The 15,976-nt window shown below is 44.7% G+C and carries 22 protein-coding genes and 4 tRNA genes; 20 read left to right on the forward strand and 6 right to left on the reverse strand.

Annotated elements, in window-relative coordinates; all coding sequences use genetic code 11:
- Positions 1-4 precede the first annotated feature (4 nt).
- Complete coding sequence (locus AC0YNW_RS02790) at positions 5-532, reverse strand: 2'-5' RNA ligase family protein (RefSeq protein ID WP_475830666.1); 528 nt, start codon at positions 530-532, stop codon at positions 5-7.
- 145 nt (positions 533-677) lie between these two features.
- Here AC0YNW_RS02790 and AC0YNW_RS02795 point away from each other — a divergent pair, with 145 nt between their 5' ends.
- The 5 genes from AC0YNW_RS02795 to AC0YNW_RS02815 all read left to right on the forward strand — a co-directional run bounded on the left by AC0YNW_RS02795 (position 678) and on the right by AC0YNW_RS02815 (position 2,087).
- Complete coding sequence (locus AC0YNW_RS02795; protein ID WP_387471859.1) at positions 678-842, forward strand: hypothetical protein; 165 nt, start codon at positions 678-680, stop codon at positions 840-842.
- Between the two features lie 96 nt (positions 843-938).
- Positions 939-1,015, forward strand: a tRNA-Met gene (locus AC0YNW_RS02800).
- A gap of 38 nt (positions 1,016-1,053) precedes the next feature.
- A tRNA-Ile gene (locus AC0YNW_RS02805) sits at positions 1,054-1,130 on the forward strand.
- A 19-nt stretch (positions 1,131-1,149) separates the two neighbouring features.
- A tRNA-Leu gene (locus AC0YNW_RS02810) sits at positions 1,150-1,238 on the forward strand.
- 354 nt (positions 1,239-1,592) lie between these two features.
- Positions 1,593-2,087: a hypothetical protein gene (locus AC0YNW_RS02815; RefSeq protein WP_475830667.1), complete on the forward strand. Its 495-nt coding sequence runs from the start codon at positions 1,593-1,595 to the stop codon at positions 2,085-2,087.
- Between the two features lie 279 nt (positions 2,088-2,366).
- Here AC0YNW_RS02815 and AC0YNW_RS02820 read toward each other — a convergent pair whose 3' ends face one another.
- Positions 2,367-2,564, reverse strand: a complete 198-nt coding sequence (locus tag AC0YNW_RS02820) for a hypothetical protein (protein WP_387474321.1) — start codon at positions 2,562-2,564, stop codon at positions 2,367-2,369.
- 217 nt (positions 2,565-2,781) lie between these two features.
- Here AC0YNW_RS02820 and AC0YNW_RS02825 point away from each other — a divergent pair, with 217 nt between their 5' ends.
- The 4 genes from AC0YNW_RS02825 to AC0YNW_RS02840 all read left to right on the forward strand — a co-directional run bounded on the left by AC0YNW_RS02825 (position 2,782) and on the right by AC0YNW_RS02840 (position 4,635).
- Positions 2,782-2,904, forward strand: coding sequence for a hypothetical protein (locus tag AC0YNW_RS02825; RefSeq protein ID WP_475830668.1), 123 nt, complete (start codon positions 2,782-2,784; stop codon positions 2,902-2,904).
- A gap of 144 nt (positions 2,905-3,048) precedes the next feature.
- Entirely contained in the window at positions 3,049-3,180 is a 132-nt protein-coding gene (locus tag AC0YNW_RS02830; RefSeq protein WP_475830669.1) for a hypothetical protein, read from the forward strand.
- A gap of 596 nt (positions 3,181-3,776) precedes the next feature.
- Entirely contained in the window at positions 3,777-4,223 is a 447-nt protein-coding gene (locus tag AC0YNW_RS02835) for a hypothetical protein (protein ID WP_387474323.1), read from the forward strand.
- A 148-nt stretch (positions 4,224-4,371) separates the two neighbouring features.
- On the forward strand, positions 4,372-4,635 hold the full coding sequence (locus AC0YNW_RS02840; RefSeq protein ID WP_387474325.1) for a hypothetical protein: 264 nt from the start codon (positions 4,372-4,374) through the stop codon (positions 4,633-4,635).
- Positions 4,636-5,274: 639 nt separating this feature from the next.
- Here AC0YNW_RS02840 and AC0YNW_RS02845 read toward each other — a convergent pair.
- The gene (locus AC0YNW_RS02845; RefSeq protein WP_475830670.1) at positions 5,275-5,913 is read right to left on the reverse strand and encodes an excalibur calcium-binding domain-containing protein; all 639 of its coding nucleotides are present in this window, start codon (positions 5,911-5,913) and stop codon (positions 5,275-5,277) included.
- A 216-nt stretch (positions 5,914-6,129) separates the two neighbouring features.
- Here AC0YNW_RS02845 and AC0YNW_RS02850 point away from each other — a divergent pair, with 216 nt between their 5' ends.
- Both AC0YNW_RS02850 and AC0YNW_RS02855 read left to right on the forward strand, forming a co-directional pair.
- Positions 6,130-8,739: an RCC1 domain-containing protein gene (locus AC0YNW_RS02850; RefSeq protein WP_475830671.1), complete on the forward strand. Its 2,610-nt coding sequence runs from the start codon at positions 6,130-6,132 to the stop codon at positions 8,737-8,739.
- A gap of 44 nt (positions 8,740-8,783) precedes the next feature.
- Entirely contained in the window at positions 8,784-9,455 is a 672-nt protein-coding gene (locus AC0YNW_RS02855; protein WP_475831257.1) for a uracil-DNA glycosylase, read from the forward strand.
- A 56-nt stretch (positions 9,456-9,511) separates the two neighbouring features.
- On the opposite strand, the gene AC0YNW_RS02860 is transcribed toward AC0YNW_RS02855, so the two are convergent.
- Entirely contained in the window at positions 9,512-10,465 is a 954-nt protein-coding gene (locus AC0YNW_RS02860) for an S-layer homology domain-containing protein (RefSeq protein WP_475830672.1), read from the reverse strand.
- 162 nt (positions 10,466-10,627) lie between these two features.
- On the opposite strand from AC0YNW_RS02860, the gene AC0YNW_RS02865 reads away from it, so the two are divergent.
- A tRNA-Val gene (locus AC0YNW_RS02865) sits at positions 10,628-10,700 on the forward strand.
- A gap of 304 nt (positions 10,701-11,004) precedes the next feature.
- Here the strand turns inward: AC0YNW_RS02865 and AC0YNW_RS02870 are convergent.
- Positions 11,005-11,238 (reverse strand): hypothetical protein, encoded by a 234-nt coding sequence (locus AC0YNW_RS02870; RefSeq protein WP_475830673.1) that lies wholly within the window; start codon positions 11,236-11,238, stop codon positions 11,005-11,007.
- Between the two features lie 231 nt (positions 11,239-11,469).
- Here AC0YNW_RS02870 and AC0YNW_RS02875 point away from each other — a divergent pair, with 231 nt between their 5' ends.
- The 5 genes from AC0YNW_RS02875 to AC0YNW_RS02895 are packed head-to-tail and all read left to right on the forward strand — an operon-like array spanning position 11,470 to position 13,496.
- Entirely contained in the window at positions 11,470-11,790 is a 321-nt protein-coding gene (locus AC0YNW_RS02875) for a hypothetical protein (protein ID WP_475830674.1), read from the forward strand.
- 23 nt (positions 11,791-11,813) lie between these two features.
- Entirely contained in the window at positions 11,814-12,440 is a 627-nt protein-coding gene (locus tag AC0YNW_RS02880; RefSeq protein WP_475830675.1) for a hypothetical protein, read from the forward strand.
- Positions 12,441-12,451: 11 nt separating this feature from the next.
- Positions 12,452-12,982 (forward strand): accessory gene regulator B family protein, encoded by a 531-nt coding sequence (locus tag AC0YNW_RS02885; RefSeq protein WP_475830676.1) that lies wholly within the window; start codon positions 12,452-12,454, stop codon positions 12,980-12,982.
- On the forward strand, positions 12,979-13,110 hold the full coding sequence (locus AC0YNW_RS02890; RefSeq protein WP_475830677.1) for an AgrD family cyclic lactone autoinducer peptide: 132 nt from the start codon (positions 12,979-12,981) through the stop codon (positions 13,108-13,110). Before AC0YNW_RS02885 ends, AC0YNW_RS02890 begins: the two co-directional genes overlap by 4 nt.
- A gap of 14 nt (positions 13,111-13,124) precedes the next feature.
- Complete coding sequence (locus AC0YNW_RS02895; RefSeq protein WP_475830678.1) at positions 13,125-13,496, forward strand: LytTR family DNA-binding domain-containing protein; 372 nt, start codon at positions 13,125-13,127, stop codon at positions 13,494-13,496.
- 289 nt (positions 13,497-13,785) lie between these two features.
- On the opposite strand, the gene AC0YNW_RS02900 is transcribed toward AC0YNW_RS02895, so the two are convergent.
- Complete coding sequence (locus AC0YNW_RS02900; RefSeq protein WP_475830679.1) at positions 13,786-14,160, reverse strand: helix-turn-helix domain-containing protein; 375 nt, start codon at positions 14,158-14,160, stop codon at positions 13,786-13,788.
- A gap of 192 nt (positions 14,161-14,352) precedes the next feature.
- On the opposite strand from AC0YNW_RS02900, the gene AC0YNW_RS02905 reads away from it, so the two are divergent.
- The 3 genes from AC0YNW_RS02905 to AC0YNW_RS02915 all read left to right on the forward strand — a co-directional run bounded on the left by AC0YNW_RS02905 (position 14,353) and on the right by AC0YNW_RS02915 (position 15,966).
- Positions 14,353-14,934 carry a histidine phosphatase family protein gene (locus AC0YNW_RS02905; RefSeq protein WP_475830680.1) on the forward strand — a complete coding sequence of 194 codons (582 nt, stop codon included), beginning with the start codon at positions 14,353-14,355 and terminating at the stop codon, positions 14,932-14,934.
- 103 nt (positions 14,935-15,037) lie between these two features.
- Complete coding sequence (locus AC0YNW_RS02910; RefSeq protein WP_387474345.1) at positions 15,038-15,226, forward strand: hypothetical protein; 189 nt, start codon at positions 15,038-15,040, stop codon at positions 15,224-15,226.
- Between the two features lie 95 nt (positions 15,227-15,321).
- Positions 15,322-15,966 carry a hypothetical protein gene (locus tag AC0YNW_RS02915; RefSeq protein WP_475830681.1) on the forward strand — a complete coding sequence of 215 codons (645 nt, stop codon included), beginning with the start codon at positions 15,322-15,324 and terminating at the stop codon, positions 15,964-15,966.
- The last annotated feature ends 10 nt before the right edge of the window (positions 15,967-15,976 follow it).

Here is a 15,976-nt window from a genome sequence, read left to right on the forward strand (position 1 = left end):
ATGTTCAGGAGCTGGAGACGTTCCCTTCCAGTTGGAAGGATTGATAAGCCGTCCAGGCTCCTTGGTCGGTCTGGTAAAGCAGATGGATTCTATCCACATGGCTGGTATAGCGGATCTGACTTAGTTTCAGCTTGCCGTGAAGATCATGCAGTTCGCCTTCGGCCATCCCTTGCCCGATCGTCACATGGGGCGTATAGACGTATTTCGGCTGTGTGATGGCTAGTGGTCCGCTGCAGATTGCTTCATGCAGCTTGATGACCGGGGCAGGGTCCTCCAGCGCATAATACAGGACAGGGCTAACTGGAAAAAAGGTGGAGACGCGATTGAAGGTCATTTGGAATGGAGATGCGTGGCTCGCTGCAGCTTTTATCTGCTGGATCGCCTGCTGCAGCTGCTCATCGCTCCAATTCTCTGCTTCACGCAGCGTCATATGGGGAGGAATATGGCAGTAATGCGGGTCATGACGAATGCGCCAGCTATTGGCGGCATCCTGAACTTCCTTCTCCGGGAATATGGCAATACCGAATTGCATTGCATTCAGCTCCTTTCCAAGGTTATGGTGGCTTGTTACTATTAGTATACCCGAAACATGGAATCGCTAAGAACAGAACATGCTTGTAAACGCATATTTTGGGGTATTCTATACGCAACATCGGCGCAAATGGAGGCATGCTTTCATGAAATGGGTATATTGGCTTCGCTTGTATGAGACGAAATTTCAAGCGGGATGCTTGGTGAAGCGTATGGAAAATGACTGGTGGATCTATGGCTATGATTGCCCTCGTGAGGTGGAGGTTTTTCGCTCGCGCAAGGGACGATATGGGGTACGTTTTCTCCCGTAGCATATTTTAGAAAATAATGCTTGACTGTAAGTATTGACCTATAGTATATTAATTCATGTCGCCATTTATTGAAGCTATTGTTCAAATGGAAATTGTCGCGGGGTGGAGCAGCTCGGTAGCTCGTCGGGCTCATAACCCGAAGGCCGCAGGTTCAAATCCTGCCCCCGCAACCAAACTTGTCGATCAATACGTTGAAATATACGTTATTCGAGGGCCCTTAGCTCAGTTGGTTAGAGCGGTCGGCTCATAACCGATTGGTCGGGGGTTCGAGTCCCTCAGGGCCCACCATTTGTCTTAGCATCACCATGCCGGGGTGGCGGAACTGGCAGACGCACAGGACTTAAAATCCTGCGGTGGGTGACCACCGTACGGGTTCGATTCCCGTCCTCGGCACCACATAGGTATTGCGAAATCCCTTGTTATGAGAGGGATTTTTTGTTTGTATTTTTTTGACACTCATGAGGAATGAGTGTCTTTTTTGTTTTTGGGGACGGAGTGGGGACAAACTTTTAGCTTGAAATGTAATCATCCTTAAAAATAGAATTGAAGCATTTCCTTTCAGATGATTAATTCGGAGCGCATCAGTATGCACATATGGAATAGCTGTTCGCCACAGATACGCTGCTTGCTTATGCTATGTGGCAGGTAAATAAAGAAAAATTACGAGATTTGTCCGTCTGAAATTGCTATTAACTTTCGAATAGTATAGAAGGCACACAACTGAAACCAACAGGAAGGGATTGAGCGGGAATGGAACGCCTTATCATTTCAGAAGATGATATGGTGCAGGAATCGATAGAATTCGCTAATGTATACCCGATTTTAATAAGTGAAATTGATCATATTGAAGCCGTGCGTGGCAAGCTGAACGACTTTCAGCTGATGCTGGCCGTATCTCGGGCCAAGGATGCGGTGGGGATTCTGGGCTGGGAGCGTCGGCTTACCGTAAACGCGGCATTGGAAAAATACGCAAGCATCTATCGGGAATTCGGCAGGGAAGAAGCGGATGACTGGGTTGCTGGAACGTTCGGTTTTATGATTAACTGGAGCCAGACCACCGAACAGGCGATACCCGAGGAGCAGCAGCCATCCTCGAATGCGGATGTCGATGCGTTGTCGACCGACGGAACCTTCGAGCCTGCTGGACCTCGTCTGGAAGAAATCTCCGAGAGGATCGCGGAGAAAGAAGCGGAGTTGCTGCAGCTTTACCGGGAGTATTATCGGCTTGCCAATCAAGATTCATAAGAGACGATAGGAGAGAGTAGGCAATGTAATGGTGGCTTCTCTCTATGATTGAATTGAGGTAAATGCCAATTCTTATGCCAACGTATACGTAGGCACCGTAAAACTAAGCTTCAATCCATAGAGAAATTCTCCGATTGTACGATCCGAGTATAACACGTCAGTTTAATGAAACAGCGATAGCCTGGGACTTTATTTTCACGTCCTCTGCTATCGCTGTTTCAATTTCTAAGGTGAGTCTAAACCCTATGTCGTCGTAGCGTGTACGGCAGTCAGCGCCGTCTACAGACGGTAAAACTGGTGGTTCGACTTGATATAAGTGACATCGTTGTCGCAGGTTACAGAGTGCTCGCCGTGGGTGACGATCCGAATATTGGCGTCCAACAGTTCTTTGTCACGGTACACGGCGATAAGCTGGGAGAAGACGCGCATTCTCTCGAAATCCTGATCCGATACGAGTTGACGATTTACTTGTTTCATAACTTGGCCCCTTTATTGGTTGAAATGGGTTGGGAAAAAAGATAAAAGTCATATTTATTGTAACAGCTCACCCGTCTAATGAAAATGAACTATCATTTTTTCGCCATTGTGCCCCATTTCCGTAAAAACGCACATATTCCCCTTAATATCGCCAATCATTGCGGCCGGGATCTTATCCTATAATGAGGTTAACTCACAAAATAGGAGGTCTTGGAAAATGTTGATGCTACGCAGCAGAAAACCGATATCGATACTGCTGGCGATTGTAATGCTGCTGTCTACGCTGGTTGCCGGACCGATGTTTCCGTTCGACAAGGACAACGCAGTCTGGGCAGCGTAGGGCCCTCAGCCGGCAGGCGATTTCGTGCGCATCAAAAACAAGTGGACAGGCCATTATTTGTACGAGGATGAAAGCAGTATCGTTCAATACGGCTTACATTGGCTGCCGATGTAAGCTCGCATTGGGCGATTGAAGACGTAATAAATGAAAACGCTTCCAAGTCCATTCGCGCCAATCGACACGACAGTACATATCGGCCGCGGACATTGCCGGACGCAGCAGCGCGCTGAAGCTGACGGACAAATAGACGCTTCCGGTCAGCCGAAGCTAGAGTGAATGACAAAAAGAAACGGCGTCTGAACCATAAGAGGTTCGGACGCCGTTTTGCTGTGTTCGACTTTCGGCTGGAAGCTGTAACATGATACACCTGCTGCACGCTCGAGGAGAGATCTGGAGGTGGCCTTCATATACAATCTCCTGAACGCAGAGTTCATGGAACATAAAAAAGTTCCTTTAACCCGCATGCTTAAAGGACTCCCTCTCCAATTTGCTTGACGTAGAAGATGGTGTATGAAGACCGTTGCAAAATATATAATCCTGCGGTGGGTGACCACCGTACGGGTTCGATTCTCGTCCTCGGCACCACATAAAAATGAAAAATCCCTTGATATGGAAGGTTCTTTTATTTATGACACTCTTGAGGAAGAGTGTTTTTTGTTTTGTTAGAGCTGCTCTCTAAGATATGCTGCAGAATTAATGTGCTTACCAATGTCAAGAACATAGTGATTCATCTTCTACGCTTTAACAATGAGTTTCAAATAACTTGGATCCTTAATTAGTTATCATAGACTATTTAACATATTTGGATATAATAGTATATTTAATGTGTAAATTTGTTATTGAGAACAAAAATATCGGAAGGTGGTAAATGAATGAAGAGAATCGGAAAGAAATTGATTATCGGCGTGATGGCTTTAGTCATGTCATTGGCAGGCGCAACGTCAGCATTTGCTTATGATGGATGGGCAGACAGCTTACCAACTGCGTATCAACTTCAGGCTCCTATATTAGGAATATCGACTTATATTGATTCTCCGGCTGACGTAGATTGGTTTTCATGGACAAACAATACGGGAAGCAGAAAGTCTTTTGAAGGCAAGCTGATTTCCCCAAACGGCAAAAATTATGATCTTGTTATGGTCGTTTTCTATAATGGGACACCGATTACTGTTCCAGTAAGCGATAATGGAGTAGGTAATAGTGATCAAGGCGGAGGTAGTGCCGATCCAGGTGAAACCATCTATTTCCAAGTTAGAGGACATGATTTAACTCAATTTTCTAGCACTCAAACTTACAATTTTACGGTTAGCTATAAATAGTAACGCCGAAACAGCACCCTAGGTAGCAGCTATGGGTGCTTTTTTTATACAACTTTTTTTCTAATCAGACTCAGCATATTGGGAAGCGAATATTCAGTTACATTCAAGATGGGTTTTGGTTAAAATTAGGAATGAATAAAATCATGGAGTGAGTCTAATTTATAGTGGTGAAAAATTTATCTGGGCAATTTTTGTTGCAGATTCTACTAGAAGTTTTCCTAACTTCTATCCGATTGGAATTTTTTTATCGCGTGAAGGAGCAGTATCAGAAATGGAAAACCTGCCGAAGGATCATCATTACCAGTTGCTAAAGCTGCCAGTTAATCAGTTGTTTCCTTATTATCATAAAGCGACCGGAAAGATTGTGGGAATGGAAGGAATTCATCATGAGCATTTTGAAGGCAATGAATGAGAAGAACTCGACGTAGGACTCTGTTGATTTTCCACAAGGTTATACGCTTGAAGCTGTTCGAGCGGCGATAAGATATTTTTCAATGTGGATATGACCGGATGTCATTTTTGAAGATGTAGGATATTTGAGTTTTGAGTCTTTTATTAACCAGTCCATAGATATAGAAGTTCGAATATATGAAGAAAGCGTAGAGCTCGTTTACGCTTTAACTAGTATAGACAATCGACTCATTATTTTAAGAATTAAGAATGACAAGGTTTATGGTGACGGAGTTCTAAGATGAACATGAGGAAGCCGACAAGATGGGTATGTATATAGTAGCAGTGTAGGATTACCGGAAAGAATGGTAAATTCATCGTTAGTGGAAGCAAAGGGGTAACGTTTGAGACGTTATGAGGCCTTTATACTGATGAGAAAGAAAAATATTAATACGAGCAAGCAATCGAGCACCCTCTAAGAGTTATAACTTGTAAATGAGTTTAAATGTGAAGGAACAGTAACTTGCGTAAAACCCTTAAGCTGCAGCCGATAACCGCTTGTAGTGCACTCCCTAGAATAGACATTGGATAACCTAGGTTATCCGATGAAATTCTTGGGAGTGCATTTTTTATGACGATCAAGAGGTTTTTCCGTACTCCATTATTCACAAGCAACCCCATCGCCATCCCGATCCAGCTTTCTGCTGTAGCCGGGTTCGCCTTCATGAAGAGGCGCTTTGCCGGCTGCTCTGACAGCGGCACAGTTGGCGTATACGATAACCTCATCCATTATTTTATCATCTAGAAGCTCCTCTGTTATAGGTGTCTCCACTGGAGCATCTGACGGCTTAGCCGTCACGGGATGATTCGGGAACAGCACCTTCGGCTTATCTACGATAAACAATACTTTTGCTCCGTTCGGATAGTCCGATAGCTGGTGTCCAACCCAGCTTCCAGCCCCGCGATTATCGCTAGAGTCTATGTATGCCACGCTAGCTCCTTTACCGCCTTCCTCGCACATGGCCATCGGCCACTCGTCCCGATCATAGCCATCTCTTGTGTCAATGCCGGCAAGCGATAGCTTGCGATTGGCTTCAGCCCCGCCTCGATCAATCGTGCAAATGCTGGAGTATCCTTGTGCGATTGCCCCATGAATATGGAGTGCGGTCTCCGGATATTTGTCGCTAGGGAATACCAATTCGTATTCATACTCGGTTGATAGAAGCGTCTTGGTTTCATACCCTCCGCAAGAAGTAAGCAACAGGACCATGATGAATGAGAATATGATGATTTTTTTCAAAGCTTCGAAAATCCCCTCTCCGTTTAATCAACTCTAAGCTTACAACATTCATAGTTAATTGGCGATATTTGAAAGAATACAATTTCGTATATGATTCTTTTATTTTATAAAATACGTTGCACATCTCCTGTTTAGACAAAATGAGACAAATATACCTAATTGCCATATAATAATAGGATATTCAGTTATCCAATTGTTGGGTAGAGGAGAGAGTGCATGAGACGCAGCAAGACGATAAAGAGCCTGTCGGTTATAATCGCATTCCTGGTGTTGTTATCCGGATTGCCGCAAGCAGAGGCAGCTGTACAACCGGGTCCTACCAATCAGATCAAGAAACTGACCGCAACCGAGGTTCTTGCCAATCAAAAAAAGCTATCTTCAAACCAATTTCATTATATGACGGTCAAAAACAACGGTTCAGTTGCCGTATGGGGTGATCCATTTGTTGGTGAGCCTAAGACACCTGCTAATGTGCGTGACGTTGTCGCTTTAACCTCGTCCGGCAAAATGGCTTTTGCCCTGAAAAAGAACGGCACTATCGTCAAATGGGGCAGCGGAGATAGTCTGCAGAGTATTTATGCAGGAGTTGATCCTGCAAAGGTTAAGGATGCCGTAGCCATATCGGCAAGTGCGGGCACGTTGCTAATCGTACATAAGAACGGCAAAGTATCCTACCATCGCTATCGCGATGACGGAGGCAGCCCACTGACGGCGATTCCGAAGGATTTGGCAGGTGTAACGGATATCTCTGGCGGAGCCTATCATGCGCTGGCTTTGAAGAAAAACGGAACCGTAACCGCCTGGGGCAAAGCTTACAGAGGAAATACCAAAGTTCCGAAAGAAGTATCCCACGCCGTTGCTATTGCTGCGGGTTCGCAGGTATCTGCGGCGCTTACGAAAGACGGCAGGGCTATTGCCTGGGGCAGCGGCTTCGAGAAAACCGAGCTTCAAACAGCGCCTTACCGGGATATCGTTGGCATAGAAGCGGGATTTGACGAGGTTTACTTGCTGCGGGCTGACGGCTCTATTGCCGTTTGGAAGGAGGGCAAAGTTTCGTTGCTACCGGACATGACTAAGCTCTCTGCAATGGTGGCCGACGGGGAAGCGGGTGCTCTTGGTTTGACGCAGGATGGTCAATTCGTACAATGGTCATCCTCGTATTATGGCGGCTTCGTTCCAGCGCAAGCTGCTTCATCGATCACATCCGTTGCTATGAATGATACGGAGTATGTAGCGGTTCGTACAGACGGAACGCTAACACAATGGTCGAAGTTCAGTTCACCCCAGTTGAAAAAAATCCCTGCTGCAACAAAGGAAATTGTGTCCGTCTCCGTGTCCAGTAACCAGCATGCGCTGGCCGTGAAGAAGGATGGAACGGTAATCGCTTGGGGCAACAACAATTATGGTGAGGCGACCGTTCCGTCTGGACTGCGGAATGTAACGGCAGTAGCTGCAGGGTATGAGTATTCATTGGCACTGAGCCAAGATGGGAAAGTTACGGGTTGGGGAAACAACCGACTGGGCTTTATCGAAGTGCCTGAAGGTCTTGAAGATGTTGTTGCGATAGCGGCTGGAGTTCCTAATCTGGCCATGAAAAAGGACGGCACAGTCGTTGCATGGGGATATAAAGCAAAGATGATGCCAACCCAAACGGCAAAAGCAACGGCCATTGCAAGCGGCGGATCGTATGCGGCCATTCTACATGAGGATGTCACTATTACGATATGGGATGAGTTTGGCCATTCTGCTCGAATTGACACCTTGAAAAATGAAAAGGCGAAGCCAGTTTCCATCAGCTTCGGCGTTCATTCTGAAGCGTTATGGGTGATGATGGACAACGGAGCGGTCATTGCATTTGACGCGTATACCGGCAAAGAATTAAAAAGATATGACCAAATGGCATTCCGCCAAGTAACTGGCGATATTGGCGAGTTGACGAACGGGGACATTATCGTACTTGATCCGTATGATTTCAGTGGCAATAGTCAATTGAAGAATGTGAAGAACGCGGCATTCCTGTACAAAAATAATGAGCTAAGTTTTATAGTTGGCAAAGATAAGCGGATTTCCGTACAAGGAAACAGCTACATTATGGCTGATGCTCCCGAACGGGCAGACGGATTGAAGAAATTTGCTTTTTCAAGTATACATGCGCTGGTTTTAAAAGAAAACGGAATGGTTGAAGCATGGGGCGGCCATAACGGCGTTGATTTGGAGGGCAATGTCACTCGTACACCTACAACAAGCGTGCCTAACGGATTAAAGGACATTATTGATATTGAGGCAAGTCTGGATTACTCGCTTGCCTTGAAGAAGGATGGTACCGTGAAGGCATGGGGATGGAGTAGTTCGTCTGTGCTCAAAGTTCCTGCCACTGTCAAAAATGCCACAGCGATTGCAGCCGGCGAATCCTATGCAGCAGCGCTTCGCAAGGACGGCACTGTTGTGGAATGGGGCGATGTTTCTGGACGATCAGCTATGCCTACTGGTTTGAAAAATGTAATAGCCATTGCCATAGCCGGACAAAATACGATGGTTTTGAAAAAAGACGGGACAGTAACATGCTGGGGCGATGACTGCAAGACACCTGCAAGCATCAAAAACGCCGTATCGATTACAGGTTCGGATGGACACTTTGTTATCTATTGCTCGGATGGAACTATAATTGATTATGACACGAGAACAGGAGTGGACCGCTTCAATCATCCGGCAAAAATCCAAAATGTCGATCGTATCTTTGCATTGAACGGAGCAACTTATGTACTCAAGAAGGATGGCACATCTGTCGTATGGGGAGATAGGCTTCCATTCCAAATCCAGCTATAATAGAAGAAAGATTCATAGGATAAGGAGGCTGGAAGACATTGATTATGTTACCAGACAATGATTGGCAAGGACATCTAAGCGATGAGCTGTCCAAGCCATATATGGAGAAGCTGCTAGAGACGATAGAAACTCAGTACCAGGAAGAAGCGATTTATCCGCCAAAAGAACATTTATTTGCCGCACTTAAGTTTACGCCACTTGCGAATACGAAGGTTGTCATTCTGGGACAAGATCCTTATCATGGTCCTGGACAAGCCCATGGCTTAAGCTTCTCCGTCCAGAAGGGAGTGAAGCTGCCGCCTTCGCTGCGCAATATTTATAAAGAGCTGGCTGCGGATTTGGGCTGCACCATACCGACTCATGGCAATCTGGAGCCTTGGGCGCGCCAAGGCGTGTTGCTGCTGAATACCGTACTGACTGTACAGGACGGGAAGCCGGCTTCCCATCAGAAGATGGGGTGGGAGACGTTCACGGACAGAATCATTGAATTGCTTAATGAACGGGAGCAGCCGATTGTGTTCGTATTATGGGGCAAGCATGCACAGGAAAAGGCTAAATCAATTGATACGAATAAACATGGCATAATCGCATCTGTGCATCCAAGTCCGTTGGCAGCGAGAAATGGTTTCTTCGGAAGTCAACCGTTTTCCAGAGCGAATGAGTTTCTTGCGGAAAGAGGCATCCAGCCTGTAGATTGGCAAATACCGAATGAATAGCAAAAAGGGCGGCTCTCTAAACCAGGTTTAGAGAGCCTCCCTTAAATGCGATTAGACTATTCGTTCACAATGCCTTCGCTGCTGGAGGAAGAGCTTCCGTCCGTTTTTGCAGGGAGGACAGGCTTGAATGCAGCATCTACATAAGTTGTTACTTTTACTTCGGTGATGACTTGCGGGTACATTTTATCCGGATCTGGCAGAATTGGCTCTGTGTAGATGACTGCTTGCTCACCATCGAATTGAATCGATGCGATACGCAGGCCGTAGCCCGGATGCGGCATTTGTGCTGTGATCGTTACTTTATTGATAGATTCATTGACAGCTTCAATCGTAAGCTTTTGCTCGAATTCAGGAAGCTCAGGCTGTGGCTCGATTGGCTTAGTTTCAGCGACGAATTTCATTCCGTCATGCAGCCAAGCAGCAGCTTCGCCGCGTGTAATCGGCTGTGTAGGGTAGAAGTTGTTGTCTTTGTCGACTGTTGCGATGTTGCTGATGAGCAGCTTTTGGATGCTGTTCATGTAAGCGCCGTTTACATCGGCTTCGTCTTTAATGATTTTGTAGATTTCGATGAACGCGTAGTCGCCTTTCGTCATCATTGCTTGGAACAGGTGATGAGCGAATTGCTCTTTTGTGATCGGATCGTTGGCCTTCACATCTTTTGGTATTTCAAGTCCATGGGCCTGTGCAACAATGAATGCATGGGAGTACCAAGCGTCATCGCTCAAATTCGTGAAAAAGTCGCTTGCTTTTGGTTCCTTAATAAAATCAAAGAGGTTGAGATTGAGATCCAGACCTTTTACCAGCATGGAGACACCGGATGCATAAGTAAGCTTGTCGCCGGGTTTGAACTGGTCGTTCGCAACCCCGCTTAAGATTCCTTTCTCCTTTAGCGCCTTGATTTTGTCTCCGTAAGGGTTGTTGGCTACATCGGAGAATGCCATCACGGTTTGTCCTAGAGTAAAGATCAGGATGACTGTAAGGGCCATGATTAACAATGGTTTCTTCTTCATGTGCTCACCTCGTTTTGTTTTTGCAGCTGCATATTCTTTGACGGAAGCTTTGACCAATAGGTTGCAAGGTATTCCTCTACAGGTAAATTTTTTTGAAAAGTGTATGCCCAAAGTGTTGACCTGTTCCCGTTTATTTGTTATATTATATCTTGTCGCTAACGTGATCTGTTAGCTCAGCTGGGAGAGCACTATCTTGACAGGGTAGGGGTCAGTGGTTCGAGCCCACTACAGATCATAGCCGAGAAGCCTTGTGTATCAAGGCTTCTTTTGTTTTTCAAGAAAGTGCAATGACCTCGATCTATCTTCTCCACACCAGTTATCTTCCATTTTCCCATCTTCTTCCCATTCACTTCAGACATTTCGATGTCACGGCCACGATGTGAAATTTCTCCTAATCAAAAAATCTTGGGTACAGACCTTCGACGATGTAAAGACACTCATTAAAGATGAATGGCAGCTAAAAACAACAGATGGATATTAGACTGAATACTTTTTTGAACAGGTGAGAAGTTAGGGACTGGTCAGGGTGTAACAAGTCATTAATCTACTGGATTTGAAATTGATTTAGCTGGACGTTCCGGTCTAGCTAATTTAGTTTGAAACTCTACAAAGTTCTTTCTTATGTTCTCATTGGGTGGCTTAATTTGAATAACCGCCGCGCAATCACCGCAGTAAAACGCTTCCCTTGCAATCAGTCCTTTAAGAGAGATTGTTATTTTAGCATTACAAATGGGGCAGGAAATAGTGTTTTTAACACCATCAGAACTTGACATATATCCACTCCTTTTCGACACACCCAGACAAAAACCAATTCGATATTCTTCCAGTAAAAACCTTTTCAACAAATTGTTAGACGTGAATGGTAAGGCTGTTGGCTTTTCAAATTTTGAAATGATTAATTCAGCATTCGGCTATCTTTCGCCATTTTCACATTTTGTAAATACTTGTGTTCTATATGGTATTACCGTATATTGTTTATATCACCACTTGATGGAGGTGGTTCCATGTTATCGCTAGAGAGGCATCGGATGATCGCCGATAGAGTAGGGGGAGAGGCAGCATTATCTATTCTTGAATTAATAGCAGAGATTGAGAGATTACAAGGTCTGACTGATCTGCCGGATGTCACGGCTTTAATCGGAGCCAAGGAAGTAGCGGACATCCTCCATATACATCCGAAAAACATGCATCACGCCAGAAAAACGCGTTTTTTTCCTGAGCCCTATCTCCATATTGGCAAGCGGCCGATGTGGCTCGCAGAGACGATACGGGAATACAAAGAGAAAAAGGAATCATGGAGTGGCAGAACCAGCAATAATTCATAGGAGATTCTCGAGCTCCAAAAGGAATGGTGGATGTGTGGGACACAACGTTGTCTATGCTGTTCGCAGCTCTGGAAGGTTTTGCAGTGTACGCATTGATGCTTTATGTGTTTCGTTTTGAATTGAAGAACTACATCTGGCATGCTCTTGTCATCGTTATGCTATCTAACCTTCAGGGGCACTTCATGTCAGAAACGGATTTATCTTATATTTCCCCATTGATCAATATCGTTTTCTCAGTCCTTTTTATGAGATTTGTAGTACAGCTGCCGTTAATAGGGGCATTGGCATCGGTCATCATCGGCTACTTTGGTTACGCTCTGCTGCAGTTTCTCGTTATTATCGTCATGTTCGGATCGCTTGAAGGGCTGAATGACGCTTATCACACTCGTTGGCAAGTGCAATTGATAACAGGGGTCATTGGAACCGTCTTTGCTCGTCTGCTCTATAAATTTGGAATCGGATTCACCAATGACTTTGACAAATTTAAATTCCCGCTCGAAAAACAGATTATGACCGTGCTGGCGATTCTGTTCAGTATTGGGCTTTCCGTCGTATTGTATAGCCAGAATCTCATTTTGGCAGGTATTTTCTTTATGGTGGCTATGTTTATCTTTGTCTATTATGCAGTGCGAAAAGAAGCCGAGGAGTGACATCGGAACCTATGCGGATAAGCGTACTGGCAACGCGCCTGGCAGAAGGAATTGTGAAAGAGGCGCCCGAGTTTTCGAATCGTGTGGGACGGATCAGGCATACCCTCGTATTTTTGCTCAATATTGTTCCTATCCTTCTGCTGACAACGGTAATAGGGCTTGTGACAGGCAGATTGATAGAAATGTGGACCGTGCTGCTTTCATTTGCCATATTGCGGCAGGTGTCGGGCGGAATACATATGGGCACGAGCGAGATGTGTATTTTGGTGACAACGATCGGCGCGACCGTGTTGTCATTGGCCGAATTCCAGCTTGCAGCCATACATAGCATGACTTCGATTAGTCTCGTACTTGTATTGCTTTACGCTCCCTCAAGAATTGAAGGGAGAACCTTGTTTCCCAAAAAATACTTCAAATACTTAAAGGCTGCTGCTGCGATCCTGATTCTATCTAACTTCTTTATTCAGTCCTCTGTGATCGCTGCCGCTTTTTTGGCTCAATCGTTCATGATCATACGTTTGAAGGGAGGTGAATCGGGATGAAGCATACATTATTTGCAGCGCTGGCTACCGTGCTTTCTGCAGTAGCAGTAGCTCTTGTTAAAGGGCCAAGTTGGGTTTTTGTACATCAAGAAGACTTGCCAGAGGAATTTTTTGCTAAGATTGAATAACTGGAGTTGGTAACATGGTCATATCCGTGAATGGAGAAAAAGGTCTTGTTCTCGTTAATATCCGGGATATTCATTTCATTCAATGTGACAAGCGCCAAAAAAATGTGCTGTTTCACACAACGGATGAGATATTCAACTTGAATGGAACATTAAGCTATTGGATGGAAGTGCTGAATCAGCAAGGCTATACGTTTAAATTGTGTGATCGAACTGCCGCAGTAAACATGGAGAATATTACGTACCTTGATCCCGTTTTTTCACGGGCATGTTTCGAGAAAGAAGTGGGGTCAACTACCAAATGGTGTACGATGTCGCGGGCAAAGTACAAGGCTATTATGGACGAGCTTATCGTAAAAAATCCGCAAATTCAATTAGAGCTCACTTAATGGAATGAGGCTGGACCAATAAAGGGTCAAGCCTCATTTTATTTTACAAAAATGGATAGTATATCATCATTCAACTACGGTGTATGTCGTATTATGTCGACGAATTAAAAAGATTGGGGACACGAACGATTCTTGCCTATCTGGTTAAGGTGGGGTTAAATGGCAATAACAGACAGGTGTGAAAGGGTCGATGAGATCATGGAGAAAAGAAGTGGCATTGATGTCTCGACTTTTCTATATAAGCTTGCAAGTTCTTCAGAATCCAAAAAAGAAATGATTGAATCGTTTTTCAATCATCTTGATCAAGAAGAAGCTGGGCCATCACGTACAACTTCTTTTTTGCTTCGCGGTTTAATGGTTTCCCGTTGCGCTCGAATGGCTGCTCAAGAAACGCTGCTAGATCGTTCGAATTAACGGCTTTAGCTGCGATTTTTTCCATTTCGGAAAGACTGGATGTGGGATTATTCATGTGCCCGAGCAGCCAATCTGCTGAAACTTCATAGAGGTCTGACAATGTACGGATATGACTGGGGTCCGGTACACATGCGCCTGTCTCTAATCTACAAATCGTGTTAAGTTCTATCCCCGTTGCCTCACTGACTTGAGCTGGCGTCAGCCCGCTCCTCATTCGTGCCTCTACTAGTCGAATCTGTAATCTAGTCATGTACCCTCACCTCCTTTCACTATATTATCATATAATCCTATTAAATAAATATTTTCCCATATCATTTCGGATCCTTTCAAAGGATTCCCGATAATCGCTGCCGAATAAGAACTACATGATCAATGGGATAGATAAATAACGAATTAGACTTGAGTCTGTTATTTTTTGGAATAATTGATTTGGAGGTCTTTCATGAAAACGTATATCTACATGGTCAGGCACGGCGATTCGCCCTTGACGGAAGGTACGGAAAGAATGCGAGGTCTGACTCCAAAGGGGATAGCGGATGCGCGCAAAGTATCGGAGCTGCTGTACACGGAAGGGATCGAGGTGTTCGTGTCTAGCCCCTATCAACGGGCTATCTTGACGATTCAGGAGTTGGCGGAGCGCTCGGGGAAAGACATCATACAAATAGAGGATTTAAGAGAGAGAAGCTTTGACGGAAAGGACATTCGGCTGCCGGATAAGACGCTGATGCCTTTGCTGGAGCAATCTTATGCTAATCCTGAATATGCATTAGAGGGCGGCGAATCCAATCAAGCCTGTCAGAATCGGGCTGTCGCAGTTATGCGCAAACTATTAACGGCCTATCAAGGACAGCGGATCGCGATAGGTACGCATGGGGCCATCATGACCTTAATCTTGGGCTATTACGACAAACAGTACGGCTTGAACTTTTTACTGCAAGCATCCAAGCCGGATATTTATAAAATGGCATTTAATGGTCAGGAAATAACGGGTATCGAAAGATTATGGGGAGCGCCAGACCTCTGACACACAGTAAATGGAAGAAGTGTGCCAGTTCAGTTAATGCTTGACGTCATAAGAAGGTTTTAGAGACTGGATGTCGAAGTGTCTCGTATGGAGGTGAGTATTAATGAAGACACAAATTAAATTGTTCGCAGGAATTATGCATCCCGAGCTCACGACAAAGGTGAATACCTTTCTAGCTGAGATTCCTTCCGAGAACATTGTAGATATTAAAGGCTGGAGTACAGGCAATCCGGAAGGCTCCAACAACTCGAACAATTACGATACGATCATGATTATTTATAAAGCCGAATAGTCTGAACAAGAGAGCTCCCGATGGGTGCTCCTTTTATTTATAGAAGGAATTTGCCCCCTGTTGTCGAATTATAGTTGCGAACTGGGGGATTATGGATGAGAAGATGGTCAAGTTTTGGGGTTATCACATCATTGATTTTTTTTACGATTTGCTTATTTGCGATAACAGTTGCTTTAATTTTTTTCTGTTATCAACTGGCAGGAGGGAAAGATTCGTCAGTATTGGGAGGATTGATTGGTGCGGGAGGAAGCATCATTGGCGGCGGAATGACGCTTATTGGTGTCAAATATACAATCAATCACGCTCGCAGAAAAGATTTTGTGGATCGTTTCCCTGAGCAATTGCTAATCAGCAGAAAAATCCAGCGAAAAATAGAACAGATATTTGCGCAAATCGCTATAAAAAAAGCTTCTGAAACTTCTTATTATTTGAGTATCGGTAATGTGAAATATATAGTGGTTGACTTTCGGCAATCGGAAGAATATCAATCGTTAATTGAAGAGTCTGCAAAGCTAGGAGTAGAGTGTTTCGAAATTATGATGCAATTTGATAAACAGTTAGGCAACTTAGAGAAACAGTATGAAGCGCTCGGAATGTTGAGAAATCTATTTTCGGATGATAATTTCCGTGAGGAACTATTCGAACCCTGGCATCATCGCTTAAAAGAGCTTCAAGATGAATTTCTCCACTATTCAAAAAAGCTTGAGAATCAATACAACGAATATAAGCCGCTCATTTGAGCGGTTTTTT

It is taken from the genome of Paenibacillus sp. J31R120 (assembly GCF_056269225.1).

Coding starts and splice junctions, on each gene's coding strand:
- AC0YNW_RS02790 (WP_475830666.1), bottom strand. CDS start 532: ATGCAATTCGGTATTGCCATATTCCCGGAGAAGGAAGTTCAGGATGCC.
- AC0YNW_RS02875 (WP_475830674.1), top strand. CDS start 11,470: ATGTTATCGCTAGAGAGGCATCGGATGATCGCCGATAGAGTAGGGGGA.
- AC0YNW_RS02855 (WP_475831257.1), top strand. CDS start 8,784: ATGTTACCAGACAATGATTGGCAAGGACATCTAAGCGATGAGCTGTCC.
- AC0YNW_RS02910 (WP_387474345.1), top strand. CDS start 15,038: ATGAAGACACAAATTAAATTGTTCGCAGGAATTATGCATCCCGAGCTC.
- AC0YNW_RS02890 (WP_475830677.1), top strand. CDS start 12,979: ATGAAGCATACATTATTTGCAGCGCTGGCTACCGTGCTTTCTGCAGTA.
- AC0YNW_RS02835 (WP_387474323.1), top strand. CDS start 3,777: ATGAAGAGAATCGGAAAGAAATTGATTATCGGCGTGATGGCTTTAGTC.
- AC0YNW_RS02795 (WP_387471859.1), top strand. CDS start 678: ATGAAATGGGTATATTGGCTTCGCTTGTATGAGACGAAATTTCAAGCG.
- AC0YNW_RS02820 (WP_387474321.1), bottom strand. CDS start 2,564: ATGAAACAAGTAAATCGTCAACTCGTATCGGATCAGGATTTCGAGAGA.
- AC0YNW_RS02825 (WP_475830668.1), top strand. CDS start 2,782: ATGTTGATGCTACGCAGCAGAAAACCGATATCGATACTGCTGGCGATT.
- AC0YNW_RS02880 (WP_475830675.1), top strand. CDS start 11,814: ATGGTGGATGTGTGGGACACAACGTTGTCTATGCTGTTCGCAGCTCTG.
- AC0YNW_RS02870 (WP_475830673.1), bottom strand. CDS start 11,238: ATGTCAAGTTCTGATGGTGTTAAAAACACTATTTCCTGCCCCATTTGT.
- AC0YNW_RS02885 (WP_475830676.1), top strand. CDS start 12,452: ATGCGGATAAGCGTACTGGCAACGCGCCTGGCAGAAGGAATTGTGAAA.
- AC0YNW_RS02915 (WP_475830681.1), top strand. CDS start 15,322: ATGAGAAGATGGTCAAGTTTTGGGGTTATCACATCATTGATTTTTTTT.
- AC0YNW_RS02900 (WP_475830679.1), bottom strand. CDS start 14,160: ATGACTAGATTACAGATTCGACTAGTAGAGGCACGAATGAGGAGCGGG.
- AC0YNW_RS02815 (WP_475830667.1), top strand. CDS start 1,593: ATGGAACGCCTTATCATTTCAGAAGATGATATGGTGCAGGAATCGATA.
- AC0YNW_RS02905 (WP_475830680.1), top strand. CDS start 14,353: ATGAAAACGTATATCTACATGGTCAGGCACGGCGATTCGCCCTTGACG.
- AC0YNW_RS02830 (WP_475830669.1), top strand. CDS start 3,049: ATGAAAACGCTTCCAAGTCCATTCGCGCCAATCGACACGACAGTACAT.
- AC0YNW_RS02850 (WP_475830671.1), top strand. CDS start 6,130: ATGAGACGCAGCAAGACGATAAAGAGCCTGTCGGTTATAATCGCATTC.
- AC0YNW_RS02860 (WP_475830672.1), bottom strand. CDS start 10,465: ATGAAGAAGAAACCATTGTTAATCATGGCCCTTACAGTCATCCTGATC.
- AC0YNW_RS02895 (WP_475830678.1), top strand. CDS start 13,125: ATGGTCATATCCGTGAATGGAGAAAAAGGTCTTGTTCTCGTTAATATC.